Origin of the sequence: Curtobacterium sp. 314Chir4.1 (assembly GCF_900215175.1) — a bacterium.
GTDB lineage: Bacteria > Actinomycetota > Actinomycetes > Actinomycetales > Microbacteriaceae > Curtobacterium > Curtobacterium pusillum_A.
This window is the reverse complement of the sequence record NZ_OCMI01000003.1, coordinates 794,245-811,623: the sequence shown is the minus strand read 5'-3', so window position 1 is coordinate 811,623 and position 17,379 is coordinate 794,245. Positions and strand designations below refer to the sequence as shown.

20 protein-coding genes are annotated in these 17,379 nt (G+C 72.6%); 12 read left to right on the top strand and 8 right to left on the bottom strand.

Translation table 11 applies throughout. The features are described from left to right. Nucleotides 1-243: 243 nt before the first annotated feature. The 3 genes from CRP27_RS12750 to CRP27_RS12740 form a co-directional block, all read right to left on the bottom strand. Nucleotides 244-1,002, bottom strand: a complete 759-nt coding sequence (locus tag CRP27_RS12750) for an HAD-IIB family hydrolase (RefSeq protein WP_097180986.1) — start codon at nt 1,000-1,002, stop codon at nt 244-246. A 40-nt stretch (nt 1,003-1,042) separates the two neighbouring features. After that, nucleotides 1,043-1,474 carry an acyl-CoA thioesterase gene (locus CRP27_RS12745; protein WP_097180985.1) on the bottom strand — a complete coding sequence of 144 codons (432 nt, stop codon included), beginning with the start codon at nt 1,472-1,474 and terminating at the stop codon, nt 1,043-1,045. 65 nt (nt 1,475-1,539) lie between these two features. After that, entirely contained in the window at nt 1,540-2,136 is a 597-nt protein-coding gene (locus CRP27_RS12740; protein WP_097180984.1) for a nitroreductase family protein, read from the bottom strand. 92 nt (nt 2,137-2,228) lie between these two features. Here CRP27_RS12740 and CRP27_RS12735 point away from each other — a divergent pair, with 92 nt between their 5' ends. Together CRP27_RS12735 and CRP27_RS12730 are read left to right on the top strand one after the other, a co-directional pair. Continuing rightward, nucleotides 2,229-3,152 (top strand): AEC family transporter, encoded by a 924-nt coding sequence (locus tag CRP27_RS12735; protein ID WP_097180983.1) that lies wholly within the window; start codon nt 2,229-2,231, stop codon nt 3,150-3,152. A 203-nt stretch (nt 3,153-3,355) separates the two neighbouring features. Next, nucleotides 3,356-3,763 carry an aldehyde dehydrogenase gene (locus tag CRP27_RS12730; RefSeq protein ID WP_097181078.1) on the top strand — a complete coding sequence of 136 codons (408 nt, stop codon included), beginning with the start codon at nt 3,356-3,358 and terminating at the stop codon, nt 3,761-3,763. Nucleotides 3,764-3,767: 4 nt separating this feature from the next. On the opposite strand, the gene CRP27_RS12725 is transcribed toward CRP27_RS12730, so the two are convergent. Continuing rightward, nucleotides 3,768-4,025, bottom strand: a complete 258-nt coding sequence (locus CRP27_RS12725; protein ID WP_097180982.1) for a nuclease — start codon at nt 4,023-4,025, stop codon at nt 3,768-3,770. Nucleotides 4,026-4,126: 101 nt separating this feature from the next. Then, on the bottom strand, nt 4,127-4,963 hold the full coding sequence (locus CRP27_RS12720) for an exodeoxyribonuclease III (RefSeq protein ID WP_097180981.1): 837 nt from the start codon (nt 4,961-4,963) through the stop codon (nt 4,127-4,129). A gap of 107 nt (nt 4,964-5,070) precedes the next feature. On the opposite strand from CRP27_RS12720, the gene CRP27_RS12715 reads away from it, so the two are divergent. From CRP27_RS12715 to CRP27_RS12690, 6 genes are read left to right on the top strand one after another with little or no spacing between them, the layout of a single operon-like run. Further along, nucleotides 5,071-5,529 carry an Asp23/Gls24 family envelope stress response protein gene (locus CRP27_RS12715; protein WP_097180980.1) on the top strand — a complete coding sequence of 153 codons (459 nt, stop codon included), beginning with the start codon at nt 5,071-5,073 and terminating at the stop codon, nt 5,527-5,529. Further along, on the top strand, nt 5,526-5,717 hold the full coding sequence (locus tag CRP27_RS12710) for a DUF2273 domain-containing protein (protein ID WP_079238071.1): 192 nt from the start codon (nt 5,526-5,528) through the stop codon (nt 5,715-5,717). The genes CRP27_RS12715 and CRP27_RS12710 overlap by 4 nt, the downstream gene beginning before the upstream one ends. Then, on the top strand, nt 5,714-6,055 hold the full coding sequence (locus tag CRP27_RS12705; RefSeq protein ID WP_097180979.1) for a hypothetical protein: 342 nt from the start codon (nt 5,714-5,716) through the stop codon (nt 6,053-6,055). The genes CRP27_RS12710 and CRP27_RS12705 overlap by 4 nt, the downstream gene beginning before the upstream one ends. Then, entirely contained in the window at nt 6,052-6,633 is a 582-nt protein-coding gene (locus CRP27_RS12700) for a hypothetical protein (protein ID WP_097180978.1), read from the top strand. Before CRP27_RS12705 ends, CRP27_RS12700 begins: the two co-directional genes overlap by 4 nt. After that, the gene (locus tag CRP27_RS12695; protein WP_097180977.1) at nt 6,630-7,223 is read left to right on the top strand and encodes a hypothetical protein; all 594 of its coding nucleotides are present in this window, start codon (nt 6,630-6,632) and stop codon (nt 7,221-7,223) included. Before CRP27_RS12700 ends, CRP27_RS12695 begins: the two co-directional genes overlap by 4 nt. A 7-nt stretch (nt 7,224-7,230) precedes the next feature. After that, complete coding sequence (locus tag CRP27_RS12690) at nt 7,231-8,019, top strand: aminoglycoside 3'-phosphotransferase (RefSeq protein WP_255257575.1); 789 nt, start codon at nt 7,231-7,233, stop codon at nt 8,017-8,019. Here CRP27_RS12690 and CRP27_RS12685 read toward each other — a convergent pair. After that, on the bottom strand, nt 8,016-9,332 hold the full coding sequence (locus tag CRP27_RS12685; protein WP_141399765.1) for a M23 family metallopeptidase: 1,317 nt from the start codon (nt 9,330-9,332) through the stop codon (nt 8,016-8,018). The genes CRP27_RS12690 and CRP27_RS12685 overlap by 4 nt on opposite strands. Nucleotides 9,333-9,408: 76 nt before the next feature. Continuing rightward, nucleotides 9,409-11,076 carry a hypothetical protein gene (locus CRP27_RS12680; RefSeq protein WP_097180975.1) on the bottom strand — a complete coding sequence of 556 codons (1,668 nt, stop codon included), beginning with the start codon at nt 11,074-11,076 and terminating at the stop codon, nt 9,409-9,411. A 77-nt stretch (nt 11,077-11,153) separates the two neighbouring features. Between CRP27_RS12680 and pyrE the strand changes: the two genes are divergently transcribed. Both pyrE and CRP27_RS12670 read left to right on the top strand, forming a co-directional pair. Then, nucleotides 11,154-11,705 carry an orotate phosphoribosyltransferase gene (pyrE, locus tag CRP27_RS12675; protein WP_097180974.1) on the top strand — a complete coding sequence of 184 codons (552 nt, stop codon included), beginning with the start codon at nt 11,154-11,156 and terminating at the stop codon, nt 11,703-11,705. Next, the gene (locus CRP27_RS12670) at nt 11,702-13,822 is read left to right on the top strand and encodes a hypothetical protein (RefSeq protein WP_097180973.1); all 2,121 of its coding nucleotides are present in this window, start codon (nt 11,702-11,704) and stop codon (nt 13,820-13,822) included. Before pyrE ends, CRP27_RS12670 begins: the two co-directional genes overlap by 4 nt. Before the next feature lie 127 nt (nt 13,823-13,949). Here CRP27_RS12670 and CRP27_RS12665 read toward each other — a convergent pair whose 3' ends face one another. After that, nucleotides 13,950-14,903: an aldo/keto reductase gene (locus CRP27_RS12665; protein WP_097180972.1), complete on the bottom strand. Its 954-nt coding sequence runs from the start codon at nt 14,901-14,903 to the stop codon at nt 13,950-13,952. Nucleotides 14,904-15,009: 106 nt separating this feature from the next. Here CRP27_RS12665 and CRP27_RS12660 point away from each other — a divergent pair, with 106 nt between their 5' ends. After that, nucleotides 15,010-15,654 (top strand): HEAT repeat domain-containing protein, encoded by a 645-nt coding sequence (locus CRP27_RS12660; protein ID WP_097180971.1) that lies wholly within the window; start codon nt 15,010-15,012, stop codon nt 15,652-15,654. 320 nt (nt 15,655-15,974) lie between these two features. Further along, on the top strand, nt 15,975-17,264 hold the full coding sequence (locus CRP27_RS12655; RefSeq protein WP_255257574.1) for a sodium:proton exchanger: 1,290 nt from the start codon (nt 15,975-15,977) through the stop codon (nt 17,262-17,264). The last annotated feature ends 115 nt before the right edge of the window (nt 17,265-17,379 follow it).

Genomic DNA, 17,379 nt, shown 5'->3' with positions numbered 1-17,379 from the left:
CGTGCGTCTCGAGCGGGTGAGACGCCGTGCCGGCAGCGAGACGCATCGGACGTTGCGAGACGCCGCCGGATCCGGCGGCGTCTCGTGGCGCGCGCGGTGTCTCGTGGCTGCGGCGGCGTCTCGCCGCCCAGCCAGCCCAGCCAGCCCAGCCAGCCCAGCCAGCCCAGCCAGCCCAGCCAGCCCAGCCAGCCCAGCCAGCCCAGCCAGCCCAGCGCGCCGGCGCAGCCCAGCGCGCCCCGCGCGTCAGCGCAGCGTGGGGATCAGCTCCGTGAGGAACGCGTCGGTGTCCTCCCAGCCCTCCACCGCGTGGCAGGGAACGCCGAGCGCCTTCACCGGGTAGTCGTTGCCCTCGGGGTCGAGGCGGTCCCCGACGAACAGCATGTCGTCGAGCCCGATGCCCGTGATCTCGGCGAGCCGCTGCATGCCGTACGCCTTGTCGATGCCCTTGCGGGTGATGTCGACACTGGTGGAGCCACCGGACCGGACCTCGAGGTCGGGGAGCTCGGCCTGGACCCGGCGTCGCAGGTCGTCCTTCTTCGCGCCGGTCGGGTCCCACTGCTTCTTGACGTCCACGGGGGCGGCCTGCCCGAGTGCCGAGAACGTGATCTGCGAGCCACGGTCCTCGAGGATGGGACCCCAGGTCTCGGACTCCCAGTATCCGGCGGTCTTCGCCTGGGCCTCGACCGCCGCGAGGGCACGTGCCTTCTGGTCGTCGGTGAGGTCCTCGGCGTACTGCAGCGCCCAGTCGTCACCCGCCCAGCGGTAGTACCGCGTGCCGCAGGTGGGCAGGAGGTGCAGGTCGTCGAGCGTCAGCCCGGGACGGTGCCGCAGCGGCGTGACGAGCTGCTGTTCGAACTGCGCGAAGTTGCCGCCGGAGATGACCGCGACCGGCACGACCTCGAGCAGGGAGGCGAAGGTCTCCAGCATGCGGGGGTCGAGCGCGGACTTCGAGGGGGCGAGGGTGTCGTCCAGGTCGAAGGCGACGAGGCGGGGCGTGGTCATGCCCCGATCCTGCCAGAGCCCGCCGACGACATGCCGGGTGTCATGCCCGGTGGGTGGCGGGGACCCGGTCGCGGGCGTACGTGATGTCGGTGTAGCCGTGCGGGGCCGGGTTGCCGTCGGCGTCGAGGTTGACGAACACGACCTCGTCGATGGTGAGGATGCTGCAATGCGTGAAGAGGTTCCGGGCCTCGGCACGCATGGTGAGCGAGGTGCGGCCGAAGCGGGTGGCGACGAGGCCGATCTCGACGATGTCGCCCTCGCTCGCGGAGGACACGAAGACGATCTCGGACATGTACTTCGTCACGACCTTGCCGTTGCCGAGCTGGATGATCGCGTACACCGCCGCTTCCTCGTCGATCCAGCGGAGGAGGCTGCCACCGAACAGCGTTCCGTTCGCGTTGAGGTCCTCCGGGCGAACCCACTTGCGCGTGTAGAAGTTCATCTCGGGTGCTGCTGCGGCTGCGGGTTCCATGTCAGTACATGATACGCGGCCGGGCTCCCGATCGGGAACCCGGCCGCGTGGACCGTACTGCGGTGCTACTCCTTGACGAGGACGACCTCGTCGAGGGCGATCCGGGTGCGCGGAGCGACCTCGCGCTCGGCGGCCTTCTCGTCGAGCTGCGACGGGTCCGCGACGGTGCCGATCGCCGTCACGGTGTAGGGCAGGAAGCGCTCGGGCAGGTCGAAGGCGGCACGGAGACCCTCGGCGTCGATCCCGGCCATCTGGTGCACGTGCAGCCCCTCGGCGTGCGCCTGCACGGTGAGGGCCGCCAGCGACTGGCCGAGGTCGTACTGCGCGAAGGTGCGCTCGTCGCCCTCCTCGGTCACGGTCTCGAGCACGCCGACCACCAGGGCGCTGGCGCGGAACGCCCACGCGGCGTTGAAGCCGAGCAGGTTCTCGTTGATCTTCCGGAACGTCTCGGTGCCCCGGCGGCCGGCGATGAAGCGACGCGGCTGGAAGTTCATGGCCGACGGAGCCCAGCGAGCAGCTTCGAGCACGGCGTCGAACTGCTCGTCCGAGATCGTGGCCGTCTCGTCGTAGGAGCGGGGGCTCCAGCGCTCCTCGAGGAGGGGGACGAGGGGCTGGCTGGAGTCGGTGGAACGCGTGAGCGTGCTGGTGTTCGTCGAGGTCATGGTGGCTCCAACGGTATTCGATGCGTTCGCATTTCCCGGCTGAACGACGTCACATGTCGCCGACGCCCGGGCCCGGTGCAAGGATGGGCGCGATGGGTGGCGTGTTGACCGGGTTCGCGATCATCGGCGCGATCATCGCCGCCGGGTACGTCGTCGGGCGCATCGGCCTGCTCGGGCAGCACGCCCAGTTCGTGATGAGCCGACTCGCCTTCTTCGTGCTCATGCCGTGCCTGCTCTTCCACACCATCGCGACCGCGGACATCGAGTCGCTGCTCTCGCCGATGCTCTGGGTGTCCCTCGTCAGTGCGCTCGTCGTCGCGCTCGGTGCGGCGCTCGTCTTCCGCCTGGTGCTCCGCAGGCCCTTGACGACCACCACGGTCGGCGCGCTGGCGTCGAGCTACGTCAACGCGAACAACATCGGCCTGCCGGTGGCCGTGTACGTGCTCGGTCAGGCGACGGCGGTCGTGCCGGTGATCCTGCTGCAGCTCATCGTGCTCGCGCCGATCGCGCTCACCGTGCTCGACACCGCGACCTCGTCCGGTGGCAGCTGGGGTCGGCGGGTCTCCGGGCCGTTCCGGAACCCGATCATCATCGCGTCGCTCGTCGGGCTGGTGTTCTCGGCGACCGGGATCGAGCTGCCGACGCCCGTGCTCGAGCCGTTCTCCCTCGTCGGTGCGGCCGCGGTGCCCGTCGTCCTGCTGTCGTTCGGCATGAGCCTGCACGGCGCGACCCCGCTGCGGGACCCGGCGATCCGGACGGACGTCATCGTGGCGTCGGCGATCAAGCTCGTGGTCATGCCGGCGGTGGCGTTCGTGTTCGCCCGGTTCGTGTTCGGGCTCGGCGAACAGGACGTCTTCGTGCTCACGACCCTCGGGGCGTTGCCGGCGGCGCAGAACGTCTTCAACTACGCGCAGCGCTACGGTGCGGCGGTCCCGGTGGCCCGCGACGTGGTGCTCATCTCGACGATCGGCGCCGTGCCGGTGCTCGTCGCGATCGCGGCGCTCCTGCACCCGTAGGCGGGTGTGGAGGGGACCGGACGGCGGCCTGGAGGCGCGTGGCGGGCCCGCACCGTGCCTCCCGTGCGCCCGTCGGTCGCGACCACCGCGCACGGTGGGCAGCAATGGTCGGGTCGCGTCGGGCGACCCGACCACTCCTGCTCGCGAAGCGCATCGACGGGGCGCGTACCGTGGGCGCCACCGAACGGAAGAGGAGGTCCCCGATGGACACGATGGCGATGATGAAGAGCATGTCGATGACGGACATGCCCATGGCGATGGACGCGGACACGATGCAGGACACGATGATGGCGATGAACGCCGCGTCGATGGCCGCGACGATGTGCTCCGCGAGCGACATGCAGATGGGCACGGACATGGCGACGTGCGCCGCGATGTGCTCGAACACGGCGATGATGGCCGACACGGGCATGCGCATGATGATGCGGCCGATGGGCATGGACGCGGACAGCATGCGCGCGATGCTCACGGCATGCGTCGCGATGGGCACGGCGTGCGCCGCCGAGTGCCGTAGCCACGCGGACATGGACGAGTCGTGCCGCTACTGCGCGATGGCGTGCGACGAGATGGTCGCGAAGTGCGAGGCCATGCTGGCCTCGATGACCGCCTGACGCGTCAGGCGACGCGTGCGGTGGTCTTCCGACCGCCCGCGCTGAGGATCTCCGCGGCCGGGTGGTGGGCGACCGGGTCGCCGACCGACACGACGGTGTCGGCGCCCGCCACCCGCAGCTGCGTCACGCCGCCGTCGAGGAACAGGACCACGACGTCGGCCGCCCGGACCTCGGCGACGATGCCGTCGCGCCATGCCCGGGGCGTGGCGTCGGCCATGACGCGCTGGATCGGAAGGATCGTCGACGGGGTCGTGCGGGACATGGCTTCACCTGCTCTCGAAGGGGTTCGGTGCAGGAAACCTACGTCCGGGCGTCGGTCCGCTCAACGCGGGCGGACCCGGGACGTAACAGAAGCCGCTCGGGTCAGAAGATCATCGGGCGGTCGTCGTCGAGCGAGGTCTCGAGGTCCAGGTCGACGGTCACCGGCACGTGGTCGCTCGGGGCGTCGCCCTTCCGCTCGTCGCGGTGGATGCGGGCGTCGGTGACGACGTCGGAGAACGCCTGCGACCCCATGACGAAGTCGATGCGCATGCCCTCGTTGCGGGGGAAGCGCAGCTGCTTGTAGTCCCAGTACGTGTAGCCGTCCGGCACGATCGGGCGCACCACGTCCTGCAGCCCGCGCTCCTCGAACGCCCGGAAGGCGGCGCGCTCGGGCTCGGTCACGTGGGTGTGGCCCTCGAACACGCTGACGTCCCACACGTCGGAGTCGAGCGGTGCGACGTTCCAGTCGCCCATCAGTGCCAGCGGCTGCTCCGGGTGCGTGGTGAGCCACTCGGACGTGCGGTCGGCGAGCTGCGCGAGCCAGTCGAGCTTGTACGTGTAGTGCGGGTCGCCGACCTCGCGCCCGTTCGGGACGTAGAGGCTCCAGAGCCGGACGCCGTCGACCGTGACGCCGAGCGCGCGGGCCTCCACCGGGAGGTCCGGCCCCTCGTGTCCCTTGAGGAAGCCGGGCTGGCCGGGGAAGTCGCGGGTGACGTCCTCGAGCGGCAGACGGCTGGCGAAGGCCACCCCGTTCCACTGGTTCAGGCCGTGCGCCTCGACCTGGTAGCCGGCGGCCTCGAACGCCTCGACCGGGAACTGCTCCGGCTTGCACTTGATCTCCTGCATGCCGAGGACGTCGACGTCCTCGCGCACCAGCCAGTCGACGATCCGGCCCACTCGGGTCCGGACGGAGTTCACGTTCCAGGTCGCCACGCGCATGGGTTCGAACCTACCGTGGTGCCACTGCGCGCCGTGTTCCGCTCTCGGGCGCGGCACGGCACGATGGTGTTCGCTGGGAGTCCAGCAAGCGAGCGCAGGAGGCACTGATGGCATCGACGACGAACCGCGTCGACGGGACCGCGACGACCGGCAGCACGACCGGCAGCACGACGACGCAGGTGACCACCAAGGGCAGGACGATCATCGACGACACCGTGGTCGCCAAGGTCGCCGGCATCGCCGCACGCGACGTCCCCGGGGTCTTCGCACTCGGCGGCAACGCGGCGCGGGCGTTCGGTGCGATCCGCGACGCCATCGGTTCCAGTGCGCTCGGCCAGGGCGTCCGCGTCGAGGTCGGCGAGACCCAGGTCGCCGTCGACCTGACGATCGTCGTCGACTACCCGACCCCGATGATGGACGTCGCCACCGCAGTGCGCGCCGCCGTCACGAGCGCGGTGACCGAGCTCGTCGGGCTCGAGGTCACCGAGGTCAACATCGCCATCAACGACGTCAACATCCCGGCCCTCAACGGCGTCGTGGACGAGACCGACGGTCGCGTCCGGTGAACGCCACCGTCGTCGGCATGGGCGTCGGCGCGCTGCTCGCGATCGTCGCCGTGACGCTCGGCTTCTGGGCCTTCGTGGTCGTGGCGGTCTTCATGCTCGTCGGTGGGCTCGTCGCCCGCATCGCGACGGGCGACATCGACTTCCGTCGTCTGCTCGACGTGCTCCGCGGACGGCGGAGCTCGTCGTGAGCCCGGCCGCGGTCGCCGGGTACGACCGCATCGGGTCGGCGGCACTCGTGCACACCGCACAGGCGGTCGCCGCCGAGGCGTTGCGCGTGCCGTTCCGGGAGGCCCGTGCCCGGGTCGCCGACGACGGTCACGGCGCGCTGGCGGTCGAGATCACCGCCCCGCTCACCGTGCCCGTGCTGGGGAGCCACGCGACCCCCGACGAACCCGTCACCACGACGGCGCACCGCGCCCGGGCGACGATCGCCGAGCGGGTCCGGACCATCACCGGCCGACAGGTCGAACGGGTGACCGTGACGTTCACGTCGTCGATCGTGGACACCCCGAGGAGGGTCCGATGACCCACGACCGGACCTACCGCCGCATCCTCCGCCGCGAGTCGACGGCGTCCCGCTCCGGCACCGTCGTGATCGCCGTGCTCGTGGTGCTCGTGCTCGCCGCCGCTGCCGTGTTCGCCGCCGCCCTGGTCTTCCTCGGGCAGCGCGCCCTCGGCATCGACCCGCGCGACCTCGTCGCCGCCGCAGCCCGGGCGCCGCGTGGCCTCGACACGACGATCGTCGTCGGGGTCGCCGCCATCGTCGCCGTCGTCGGCCTCGTCTTCCTCGCGCAGGGGCTCCTGCCGCAGCGTCGCCCCCGGCACACGATGTCCTCCGACCGCCTCGCCGTGGTCGTCGACGACGAGGTCCTGGCGTCCGCCGCAGCCCGCGCCGCACGCTCCGCGACGCGTCTCGGCCCGGACGCCGCAGTCGGGATCGTCGGTCGGCGCACGGTCGACGTGGTCCTGCGCCCCGCGGCCGGGGTCGACGTCCCCGCGGTCGCCGCGACGGACGCCGTGACCGAGGAGTTCCGCGCGATCGACGTCGTGCCGTCCGTGACCGCTCGGGTCCGGGTGCAGCCGACCGGACGGGTGGACGGGTGAACGCCACGAACCGCGGTGTCGGTCGCACCACGCTCGTCCTGGTCGGTCTCGCGCTGCTCGTGCTCGGCGTGGGGACGATCCTCGTGCAGACGGTGCCCTGGGCGGCATCGACCTGGCACGACTGGGCCCGGGTGCTCGGCGACCTCGGCCGGGACGCCCCGCGCGACGCCTCGGTCACCGCGTGGACGTGGGTCCTCGGCGGAGCGGTGGTCCTCGGCGTGCTCGCGCTGGTCGTGCTGACGACGCTCGGCGGCGGTCGCACCGGCACCGTGGTCGAGGACGACGGTTCCGCGGACGGGGTCGCCGGCGCCGTCCGGATCGACGCGGCGGCCGTCCAGCACGCGCTGTCCTCGGCGATCGGCGACCTGCCGGAGGTCGGCTCCCTCGCCGTCGACGTCTACCGCGTCCGTGGCCAGCGGGCGATCCGCATCCGGGTCCGTCCACGCCGTGGTGCCTCGCCCCGCGCGATCACGACGGGGGTGGAGGGCATCGTCGAGGACCTCGACGCACTGCTCGGCGACCGCCTGCCCGTCCTGCTCGAGATCGCCCGCGGCGGCGCGGGCTCCGGACGCACCGACCGGGTGCACTGAGCCCGCCGTGCCCCGCTCGATCGACGGACTCTCCAGGGCACGGGGCGACGTCGTGGTGCCGCAAGTGGTCACCGAGGCGGCCCGCGGTCGATCGGTGCAGGCCGTGTGGGTCAACGAGATCGGCGGGCGCACGTTCCGCATCGGGGACGACGGTCACGCCGAGGAGTACGTCAAGGTGCTCCCGCACGCCTACGCGCCGTGGATCGTCGGCGAGGCCGCCCGGCTGACCTGGGCATCCCGCTACGCACGGGTGCCCGAGCTGATCGACCACGGCACCGACGACGAGGGTGTGTGGCTGCGGACCCGGGCGCTCCCGGGCTGGAGTGCGGTCGACGAGCGCTGGCACGACGACCCCCGGACGGCCGTGATCGCCGCCGGTGAGGGGCTCCGCGCCCTGCACGACACCCTGCCGGTCCTCGACTGCCCCTTCGAGTGGTCGACGGCGCAGCGAACAGGTCGGGCCCGTGCCGCCGGCGCCGATCCCGACCTGCTCGGCCCGGAGCCGCCGACCGACCGCGTGGTGGTCTGCCACGGGGACCCGTGCACGCCGAACACGCTGATCGGTCGGGACGGGAAGTGGGCCGGCCACGTCGACCTCGACGCGCTCGGCATCGCGGACCGCTGGGCGGACCTCGGCGTGGCGACGATGGCGCTCGGGTGGAACTACGGGCCGGGGTGGGACGGGTTGTTCCACGAGGCGTACGGGCTGCCCGTCGACGAAGAGCGGACCGCCTGGTACCGGGCGCTGTGGAACCTCGACGACGACGGCGTCGAGTCGGCGGGGTCGACCGCTTAGAAGGCCACGCCCCGCGCCTGCATGAACGGGATCGGGTCGACGGTCGCGCCGCCGAGGTGGACCTCGAAGTGCGTGTGGCAGCCGGTCGAGGCGCCCGTGGAGCCGACCAGTGCGATGAGCTGGCCCGCGGACACCCGCTGGCCCGAGGCGACCCGGTACCCGCCGTTCACGATGTGGCCGTACGCGGTCTGGACACCACCACCGTGGCTGATCCGGACGTAGTTGCCGTAGCCGCCGTACCAGCCCGCGTAGTCGACCGTGCCCGCCGCTGCGGCGACGATCGGCGTGTAACAGCCGCTCGCGAGGTCGGCGCCGTCGTGCTTCGTGACGACGCCGGTGATGGGGTGCACCCGGTAGCCGTACGGGCTGATGACGTACCCGCTCGCCGGACGGACCCAGCCGGTGCCCGAACCGGATCCGGGCGAACCGCCGGCTCCGGAGCCACTGCTGCCGGACCCGCCGCCGCCGGTGTTCGCCGCGGCGGCTGCTGCCGCCGCACGTGCTGCGGCTTCCCGCGCCGCCTTCGCCTCGGCCGCCTTGCGGACCTTCTCGCCCTGCGCGAACTCGGCCTCGGTCCGGACGCGGCCGGACGTCAGGGTCGCGAGCTGCGCGTCGAGCCGTGCCTTGTTGCTCTGCTGTTCGTCGTAGGCCGTCTGTACTTCGTCCGCCGCGGCCTGGGCGGCCTGCATGCGCCGTTCGGCCTCGGCCGCGAGCTCGTCGAGCGCCTCGGACGCACGGTCCGCCTGCGCGGTCAGGGAGCGGGCGACGGCGGCGTCGGCGGTGGCAGCGGCCTCGACCCGTTCGGCCTGCTCGGAGAGCTTGCTGAGCGCGCCGAGGTTGTAGAGGAGGTCGGACGCGTCCTCGCCACCGGTGATGACGGACGCGGTGACGTCCGCGCCGCCGGAGCGGGCCATCTGCGCGGCGAACTGCCCGGCCTGGGCTGCGCTCTGCTCGGCGATCTCGGCGTGCTCCTCGGCGTCGGCGCGGAGCCGCTGTTCCTTCTCGGCGGCGTCCTGCGCGTCGCTCTGGGCCTCGAAGAACTCGGTGCCGAGCCGCTTCGCCTCGGCCTCGGCCGCCTTCACCTTGTCGGAGAGGCCGGAGATGATGCTCTTGATCTCGGTGATCTGGTCCTGCTTCGCGGACTCCTGCCCGCGGGCGGCCATGACCTCGTCCCACGAGGGGTACGTGGCCGCGCTCGCAGCCGGCGCGTCGAGCACCACCGTGCCGAGCAGACCCGCGAGTGCGAGTCCGGTGGCGGCGAGGCGGAGGCGCACGGTCGCACGCGGGGAGCGGTGGCTGGTGGGACGAGTCACGGGCACGAGCCTATACATCCGTACAGGCAGGAACGGGTGCCGCCGCGCGGCTGTGGACGACTTCCGGGGTGATCGCTCAGAAGCCGCGCTCGCGCCGGACGGCATCGGCGCTGCTCACCACGTCGCGCTGCAGGACCGCGGCACCCGACGTCCCGGCGTAGTCGTACACGTCGAAGCCGGTGCAGTGGGTGATCGTGGCGGGGGTGCCGAGCGAGTCCTCCACCGCGGTCGTCCAGAGGTCCCGCGTGCCGATCACGACGAACGTCGGCGCCGCGTTCCGGTAGGCCCCGAGGTCGACGAGCCACGGGTACGTCTGGAACGTGTCCCGGACCTGCAGGAGCTGCACGTTCGTCGAGGCGTACGTGGCGAGCGGCCGGACGGTCCAGAACTGGCCCACCCCGACGACGTCCCGCCCGTCGGCCCACCGGTCGAGGCAGGACGCGGGGTCGTACCGTGCCGTGCCGACCGCGCGGGCGGTGCTCGGTGCGGTCGCGACCCCGGCGAGCAACACCCCCGCGGCCGCCACCGCCAGGACCACCCGGACGCCGCGCCGCGGTCGGTGCACCCGGGTCGTGCGGACGGCGGTGCGCGTGAGCTCGGCGACCGCGACGAGCGCCAGCAGCGGGGCCGTCACGATCGGCTCGAGGTAGCGCGGGGTCTCCGACCCGGCGACGACGACCCCGACGGACACCGCCACCACCGTGACCAGGGGGAGCGCGGCGGCGACGAGCACGGTCCGCGAGGTCCGCACCCGCCACGCCCAGACGGTGCCGCCGACGGACAGGAGCACCCCGACGAACAGGAGCAGGAGTCCGGCGTCCCCGGCGGCGGTCCCCGCGCGGTCGTCGGTGAGTGCCGCGAAGAAGCGGAGGGTCTCGCCAGCGCGGGACGGCTGCACGTAGGTGGACGGGTCGAGCGACACGAATGGCCGCAGCGGGATCCGGAGCAGGTACCCGACGACCGACCCCGCGGTCACCGTGCCGGCGAGCAGCAGGACCGGACGCCAGGGCAGGCGCCGGGCGAGCGCGAGCAGCAGCAGCGTCACGACCACCGGCGCGGCCGACCACGGCACGTACAGCGGGTTCGACGCGGTGGTGCACGCGGCGACGAGCCCGAGGACGACGAGCACGGTGACCGAGGCCCGCCCGGTCCGGACCGCCCGCAGCACGAAAACCGCGGTGCCGAGCATCGCCAGCACCGCGCCGTAGTAGTAGGTCGTCGTGAGGAGCAGCGAGGCCAGCTCGAGCGACGTCGCGGTGGCCGACGACTCCGTCAGCACCAGGAGCGTCACGAACCCGAGGGCCACCGCGGACACGGCGATCCGGGCCGAGCGTCGGGCAGCGGGCATGAGCTCGTTGGCGGCCGCGCGCACCAGGGCGTACACGGCCAGCAGGACGAGCAGCCCGTTCAGCGCCAGGGCCTGCTGCGGGGTGGCGGTGACGACCGAGCAGAGCAGGTAGACCGGCAGCTCCGGGAAGAAGAACAGCGCGGGGGACATCGCCCACTCGAACGGCTGCCCGAGCTCCATCGAACGTCGGACGAGCGGCAGCAGCACCGAGTCGCCGTCGTACCAGAGCAGCTCGACCCTGGCGGTGGCGATGACGTGGCGCAGGGCCATGACGGACAGGGCCAGCGCGACCAGGCCGCCCAGCGCCTCCCGGCCGGTCGCGGCGACCAGCCCGCGCCACCGCGGGCCGCCCGTCGGACGCGCCACGACCGTCGTCGTGCGCGCGTCGGAGGCCATGCCCGGAGCGTACCCAGCCCAGGCCCCCGCAGGCTGGGGGAGCGCGTCCCGAGCCCGACCGGCTACCCTTGTGGGCTGTGACCGACGCGCGCGACCAGCTCATCCAGTTCATCTCGGACGAAGCGGTGTTCCACGGAGACTTCACCCTCACCAGCGGGAAGAAGGCGACGTACTACATCGACCTCCGCAAGGTGAGCCTGGACCACCGTGTCGCCCCGCTCATCGGCCAGGTCATGACGGACCTCGTCGGCCAGGTGCCGGACGTCGCCGCCGTCGGTGGCCTGACCATGGGCGCCGACCCGATCGCCAGCGCCGTGCTGCACCAGGCCGCCGCCCGCGGGCTCGCCTACGACGCGTTCGTCGTGCGCAAGGAGCCGAAGGACCACGGCCGCGGCAAGCAGGTCGAGGGGCCGGACCTGCAGGGCAAGCGCGTCGTCGTCCTCGAGGACACCTCCACCACCGGCGGCTCGCCGCTCAAGGCCGCCGAGGCGCTCGAGCGCGAGGGCGCGATCGTCGCCGCCGTGGCCGTCGTGGTCGACCGCGACACCGGCGCGAAGGAGAAGATCGAGGCCGCCGGGTACCCGTACTTCAGTGCGATCGGGCTGGCTGATCTGGGGCTGAGCGCGTGACCGCGGAGCGTCCGGGGGACGCGCACGAGCCCGACCAGACCGCCGGTCCCGCAGACGGGGACGACGGACTGGAGGCACGGCGCGAGTCCGCCCCGGACGCTCCGTTCCACGGTCTCCGCAGCGCTGCGGACATCTTCGGCGCTCCCCGCAGCGAGGACGAGTGGCCCTCCCGCCGCGAGCGTCGAGAGGCCGAGAAGGCGGCGCGGGAGACCGGTGCGCCGCTCCCCGAACCCTTCGAGCCGGTGCCGTCGGCCCCGGAGGCCCCCGAGGCGTCCGCGGCCCCGTCCGCTGACGACGACGGTGCCACCCAGGCGATCTCGATGCCCGAGCAGCTCACCGCGCCGTCGGTGAACCCGCAGGCGAGTGCCGAGCACGAGCGCGAGACCCTGGGCGAGCGGATCCCGCCGGCAGCCCCGGTCCCGCCGACCTCGACCGCGCCGCACCCCTCGTCGATCTCGCTCCCGACCGCCCAGTCCCACCGCGACCAGCGCGCCGCCGAGAACCGGGCGATCGAGGACGAGCGCCGCCGCGTCGACCCGTTCGGCGAAGGACGCAGCGACGTCGACTGGCTCGGCCGGGCGACCGGTTCGCAGCCGACCCCGACCGGTCCGGTCGCGCAGCAGCCCCTCGGCGTCGAGAACGTGCTGCCCGCCACCGACGAGCCACCGAGCTTCACCGAGCTGCTCCGCATCGCCGACGCCGAGGCATCCGGCACCGGCGGGCACGAGCGTCCGTTCGACTGGGCGATCCGTGACGACGAGACCGGCGAGGTCCCCGCGACCCTGACGACGAACGCGTTCGACACGACGGCGCTCGCTGGGGGCTCGTGGACCCTCGCGGACGAGTCCGACGACGACGTGGTGTCCGGGGAGCTCGAGACGCCGGTCAGCGGGACACCCGTGGTGCCGACCGCGGCAGTCGAACCGGCGCCGGCGCACGACGTGACCGAGGAGGCGGAGGGCGAGTCGCGCCTCCAGGCCGAGCCCACCGAACCCGCCGATGCGGCGACCACCGCGCTGCCCGTCGCCGGGACGCCCTGGTGGGCCGAGCCGGAGGCGACCGTGCCCCCGACCGCCGCCCCGCCGCTCGTCGAGCCCGCCGCTGCCCAGCCGGACGCGCAGGCGTACCCGGCGCACCTGCCGCCCGCCGTCGGGCAGGACCTCGACGCCGTGATGGGCATCCGCGCCCACGCTCCGGTGGACGACGACGAGCCCGCGCCGCTGCCCGCCGCCGCGCCCGACGACCTCGACCAGTCCGAGTGGGACGGCCGCGAGACCAGCGACACGAGTGCGATCAAGGACCTGTTCGGCACCGAAGCCGTGGGCCAGCTCGGCGGCACCGGGTACGACCCCACCGACAACAGCACGCGGATGATGCCGGCGGTCGGCGGTGCTCCGGCGCACGCTCCTGCTCCGGGCCGGACGCCCGTCGCGCCCGCTGCCCCGGCCGCGGCTGCCGGCGGTGGTGACCGCGACAACTTCATCAACGAGGGCTTCGCGAAGCTCCGCAACGAGGGCCAGCGCGGCAAGCGACTGCTCATCTGGGGCTCGATCGCGCTCATCGTGGTGCTGCTCGTCGCTGTGTTCGCCCTGACGCGCTGGATCCTCGGCAACACCATCGAGGACCACACGCCGGCACCGACGTCGACCTCGTCGGCGTCAGCGCCTGCGTCCTCGGCGGCAGCCGCGCCCACGCCCGCGCCGTCGTCGGACACGCTGCAGACGCTGCAGTTCGCGACGACCCCCGCTGCTCCCGGCGAGCACAGCTGGACCGAGCTGGCGGGCGGGGAGTGCCTGTCGCCGTTCACGAACGCGTGGGCGCAGACCTTCACGGTCGTGGACTGCTCGTCGGCGCACATCGCCCAGCTGACCGCACGGCTGCCGGTGTCGGCGAACCAGTGGCCCGGGCCGGACGCGCTCGCGACGCAGGCCGCGGAGCAGTGCCAGACCTCGGCTGCACTCGACACCTCGGCCGCTGCTGCCTACGGGGACGTCCAGGTGCAGGGGTCCTACGCGCCGGACCAGGCGACGTGGGACCAGGGTGACACGTTCATCTCGTGCTTCGTGACCCGGTCGTCGGGCGAACCGCTGACGGGGTCGGTCGCGCCGCGAGCGTAGCCGGGCGCGAAGCCGGGCACGACCGAGCCCCGAGACTCGCTCTGAGCGACGGTTCTCGCGGTCATCGGCCCGAGAACCGTCGCCAGGTGCGAGTCTCGCGTCGTCCCGCGCGAGACTCGCACCGTCGTCAGGCCGTCGCGGGGACCTTCGACGACACGTCGGAGAGCGTCCGCAGCTCGTCGGCGCTGAGGTCGAGCTCCGCCGAGGCGAGCAGCGCCGGGAGCTGCTCGGTGTTGCGTGCGCTCGCGATGGGGGCGACGACGTCCGGCTGCGCCTGCAACCACGCGAGGGCGACGCTCGCGAGCTCGGTGTCGTGGGCGTCCGCGATCGTGGCCAGTGCGTCCACCACGGCGAGCCCCTGGTCGGTGAAGTAGCCCGAGACCTGTCCTTCGCGGTCCTTGCCCGCGAAGTCCTCCTTCGTGCGGTACTTCCCGGTGAGGAACCCGGCGGCGAGCGAGAAGTACGGCACGACGCCGAGTCCCTCGGCTGCGGCGAGCGGCGCGATGTCCGACTCGTAGGGCTCGCGGGTGACGAGGTTGTAGTGCGGCTGGATCGCGACCGGCAGCGCGAGGCCGTTGTCCTTCGCGATGCGGATCCACTCGTCGGCGCGCGCACGCGAGTAGTTCGAGATCGCGGTGTACCGGACGAGGCCCTCCTGCACGAGCTGGTCGAAGGCGCGGACGGTCTCCTCGAGCGGGGTCGACTCGTCGTCGAAGTGCGCGTAGTACAGGTCGATGCGGTCGGTGCCGAGGCGCTGGAGGCTCGCACGCGCTGCGGCTGCGACGGTCGCGGCGCCGAGGCCGGAGAACTGCGGGTGCTGCGAGACCTTCGTGGCGATGACGACGTCGTCGCGCTTGCCGGACTTCGCGAACCACGAGCCGATGACCCGCTCGGACTCGCCGCCCTGGTTGCCGGGGGCCCAGGCGGAGTAGACGTCCGCGGTGTCGACGAAGTCCCCGCCGGCGGCCGTGTACGCGTCGAGCACCTGGTGGGAGGTCTGCTCGTCGGCGGTCCAGCCGAAGACGTTGCCGCCGAGGGCGAGGGGGAACACGGTGAGGTCGCTGGTTCCGATGCGGGGCATGGGGGTCCTTTCGTGTACGACATTGAGCGGTCCCTCCCACGCTATGCCTCGACCCTTGGTGCGCCGTCTCCGGACGTCACGCAGCACGGTGCGCTTCCATGGACCCATGTCCGCGCTCACCACCGCCCTCGCCGACCCGCGTTCCTCCGTCCGGCTGCGCGCCGTCATGGACGCCGGGACCCACCCGGACGCGGCGGACCTCGACGTGCTCGTGGAGCAGTGCGCGGTGGAGCCGGACTTCTTCGTCCGGGACATGCTCACGTGGGCGCTCATCCGGCAGCCCGCCGACGAGGTGGTCCGACGCATGCTGCCGGAGCTCGATCGACCGGTGCCGCAGGCCAGGAGCCAGGCGCTGCACACCCTGTCGAAGATCGGCGACCCGAGTGTCTGGCCGTCGGTCCGTCCGCTGCTCCGAGACCCGGACGTCGAGGTCCTGCGGGCCGCATGGCGCACCGCCGCAGCGATCGTGCCGGACGCCGAGTCCGGCGCACTCGCACGGACGCTCGCGACGCACCTCGGGCAGGGGGACCGTGAGACGCGCCTGAGCCTCAGCCGGGCGATCGTCGCCCTCGGTGCGGACACGGTCCGCCCCGTCCTCGACGACGCTGCCGGCAGCTCGGACGCCGAGGTCCGGGCGCACGTCGCCGAGATCGACCGGTTGCTCCAGGACCCGGACGCGGCGAGTGCGCTCGCCGTCGAGCGTGCTCGCCGCGAGGTCGCGCTCGGCCGCACGCGGTCCGCGAAGGGGTGACGGGCGGTGGGCGTGACCCGATGACGGCCTGGAGGCGCGTGGCGGCCCCGCCCCGCGCCTCCAGGCCGTTCCGGGGTGGGTCGGGGAACACCGGAATTCGGGACACCGAACAGGCCCGATCGGCTTGCGCGTGCGGATCGGAGCGCGCCAAGGTGGGTGTCGAAGGGGAGTAGCTCCCAGCGCGTGCATCGACACACTGGCCATCACGACGATCGGCCCGGTGCACGTGGCCCTCGAGGCGAGCGAGACCTTCGGCCGTTCCGCCATGGTCGAAGCCGCTCGAGTGGGTGCAGCGTCATGGCTCGACCACGAGGACCCCCATGACGAACACCCTGTCCCCTGCGGCCGCACCCGCCGTCGCACGGCCCCGGATGGGCGCCAGCGCCTGGGGTCGCATCGCGATCTGCATCGCCATCGCCCTGCCCGCCGTCGTCTTCCGGGTCGGCGGCTTCGCCCCGAACGCGCTCGTCGACCTGCTCGTCTTCGGCGGGGCCGTCGTCGCCGCGTCGTTCCTGCTCGCCTGGGCCGCGGAGGCCGCGCAGAAGGACATCGCCGGCGCCCTCGCGATCGCGATCCTCGCCCTCATCGCCGTGCTGCCCGAGTACGCCGTCGACCTGTACTACGCGTTCCGCTCCGGGTACGACCCCGCGTACGAGCAGTTCGCCGCAGCCAACATGACCGGCTCGAACCGGCTGCTGCTCGGGTTCGGGTGGCCGCTCGTCGTGATCATCTCGCTGCTCGTGGCCCGGCGGTTCGTGAAGACCGGCTCGCTCCCCGCGTCGGCGACCCGGGTGCTCGAACTCGAACGCTCGTCCAGGCTCGACATCGGGTTCCTGGCGCTCCTCGCCCTCGTCGCGTTCCTCATCCCGCTGATGGGGTCGATCCCGATGTGGTTCGGGTTCGTGCTGCTCGCGGCGTTCGTCTGGTACCTCTGGCGGGCGTCGAAGGTGACCGACGACGATGACGACGAGGAGCTCGTCGGCATGGCGGGCAACATCGCGTCGATGCCGCAGCGGGCCCGACGCTGGACGATCGTGGCGCTGTTCGTGGTGGCCGCCGCGGTGATCCTGTCCTCGGCGGAGCCGTTCGCCGACGCCCTCGTGGACTCCGGCAGCGCCCTCGGCATCGACAGCTACTTCCTGGTGCAGTGGCTCGCGCCGCTCGCCACCGAGGCGCCGGAGTTCATCGTCGCCGCGCTGTTCGCGCTGCGCGGCATGGGCGGTGCGGCCATCGGGACGCTCATCGCCTCGAAGGTCAACCAGTGGTCGCTGCTCGTCGGGTCGCTGCCGATCGCGCACGTCCTCGGTGGCGGGACCACGGGCGGGCTGCCGCTGGACTCCCGGCAGGTCGAGGAGTTCATGCTGACCGCGTCGCAGACCGTGCTCGGCGTGGCGATCATCATCGCGCTGCGGTTCCACCGGTGGTCGGCGATTGCGCTCGCGGCGTTGTTCGCGGTGCAGTTCTTCATCACGGACACGAACGGGCGCTGGGTGCTCAGCATCGTGCACCTGGTGGCGGCGCTCGTGGTGTTCTGGATCAACCGCCGGGACATCCTGCCGACGATCTCGGCGCCGTTCCGCCGGCCGTCGTCCCCCGCGTTCCGCGACTGACGCGGGGGGCCGGCCGCCCGGCCGGCCGGGGCCGGCCGCGAGATCGCACTTTCGGCGGTTCTGCGGGCGTGTGGGCGGCACTTCGTGCGATCTCGCCGGACGTGAGCGGCGTGTT

Excerpts from the sequence above, each read along its gene's own strand:
- CRP27_RS12750 (WP_097180986.1), bottom strand. The coding sequence starts at position 1,002 with ATGACCACGCCCCGCCTCGTCGCCTTCGACCTGGACGACACCCTCGCC.
- CRP27_RS12745 (WP_097180985.1), bottom strand. The coding sequence starts at position 1,474 with ATGGAACCCGCAGCCGCAGCAGCACCCGAGATGAACTTCTACACGCGC.
- CRP27_RS12740 (WP_097180984.1), bottom strand. The coding sequence starts at position 2,136 with ATGACCTCGACGAACACCAGCACGCTCACGCGTTCCACCGACTCCAGC.
- CRP27_RS12735 (WP_097180983.1), top strand. The coding sequence starts at position 2,229 with ATGGGTGGCGTGTTGACCGGGTTCGCGATCATCGGCGCGATCATCGCC.
- CRP27_RS12730 (WP_097181078.1), top strand. The coding sequence starts at position 3,356 with ATGGACACGATGGCGATGATGAAGAGCATGTCGATGACGGACATGCCC.
- CRP27_RS12725 (WP_097180982.1), bottom strand. The coding sequence starts at position 4,025 with ATGTCCCGCACGACCCCGTCGACGATCCTTCCGATCCAGCGCGTCATG.
- CRP27_RS12720 (WP_097180981.1), bottom strand. The coding sequence starts at position 4,963 with ATGCGCGTGGCGACCTGGAACGTGAACTCCGTCCGGACCCGAGTGGGC.
- CRP27_RS12715 (WP_097180980.1), top strand. The coding sequence starts at position 5,071 with ATGGCATCGACGACGAACCGCGTCGACGGGACCGCGACGACCGGCAGC.
- CRP27_RS12700 (WP_097180978.1), top strand. The coding sequence starts at position 6,052 with ATGACCCACGACCGGACCTACCGCCGCATCCTCCGCCGCGAGTCGACG.
- CRP27_RS12680 (WP_097180975.1), bottom strand. The coding sequence starts at position 11,076 with ATGGCCTCCGACGCGCGCACGACGACGGTCGTGGCGCGTCCGACGGGC.
- CRP27_RS12665 (WP_097180972.1), bottom strand. The coding sequence starts at position 14,903 with ATGCCCCGCATCGGAACCAGCGACCTCACCGTGTTCCCCCTCGCCCTC.
- CRP27_RS12660 (WP_097180971.1), top strand. The coding sequence starts at position 15,010 with ATGTCCGCGCTCACCACCGCCCTCGCCGACCCGCGTTCCTCCGTCCGG.
- CRP27_RS12655 (WP_255257574.1), top strand. The coding sequence starts at position 15,975 with ATGACGAACACCCTGTCCCCTGCGGCCGCACCCGCCGTCGCACGGCCC.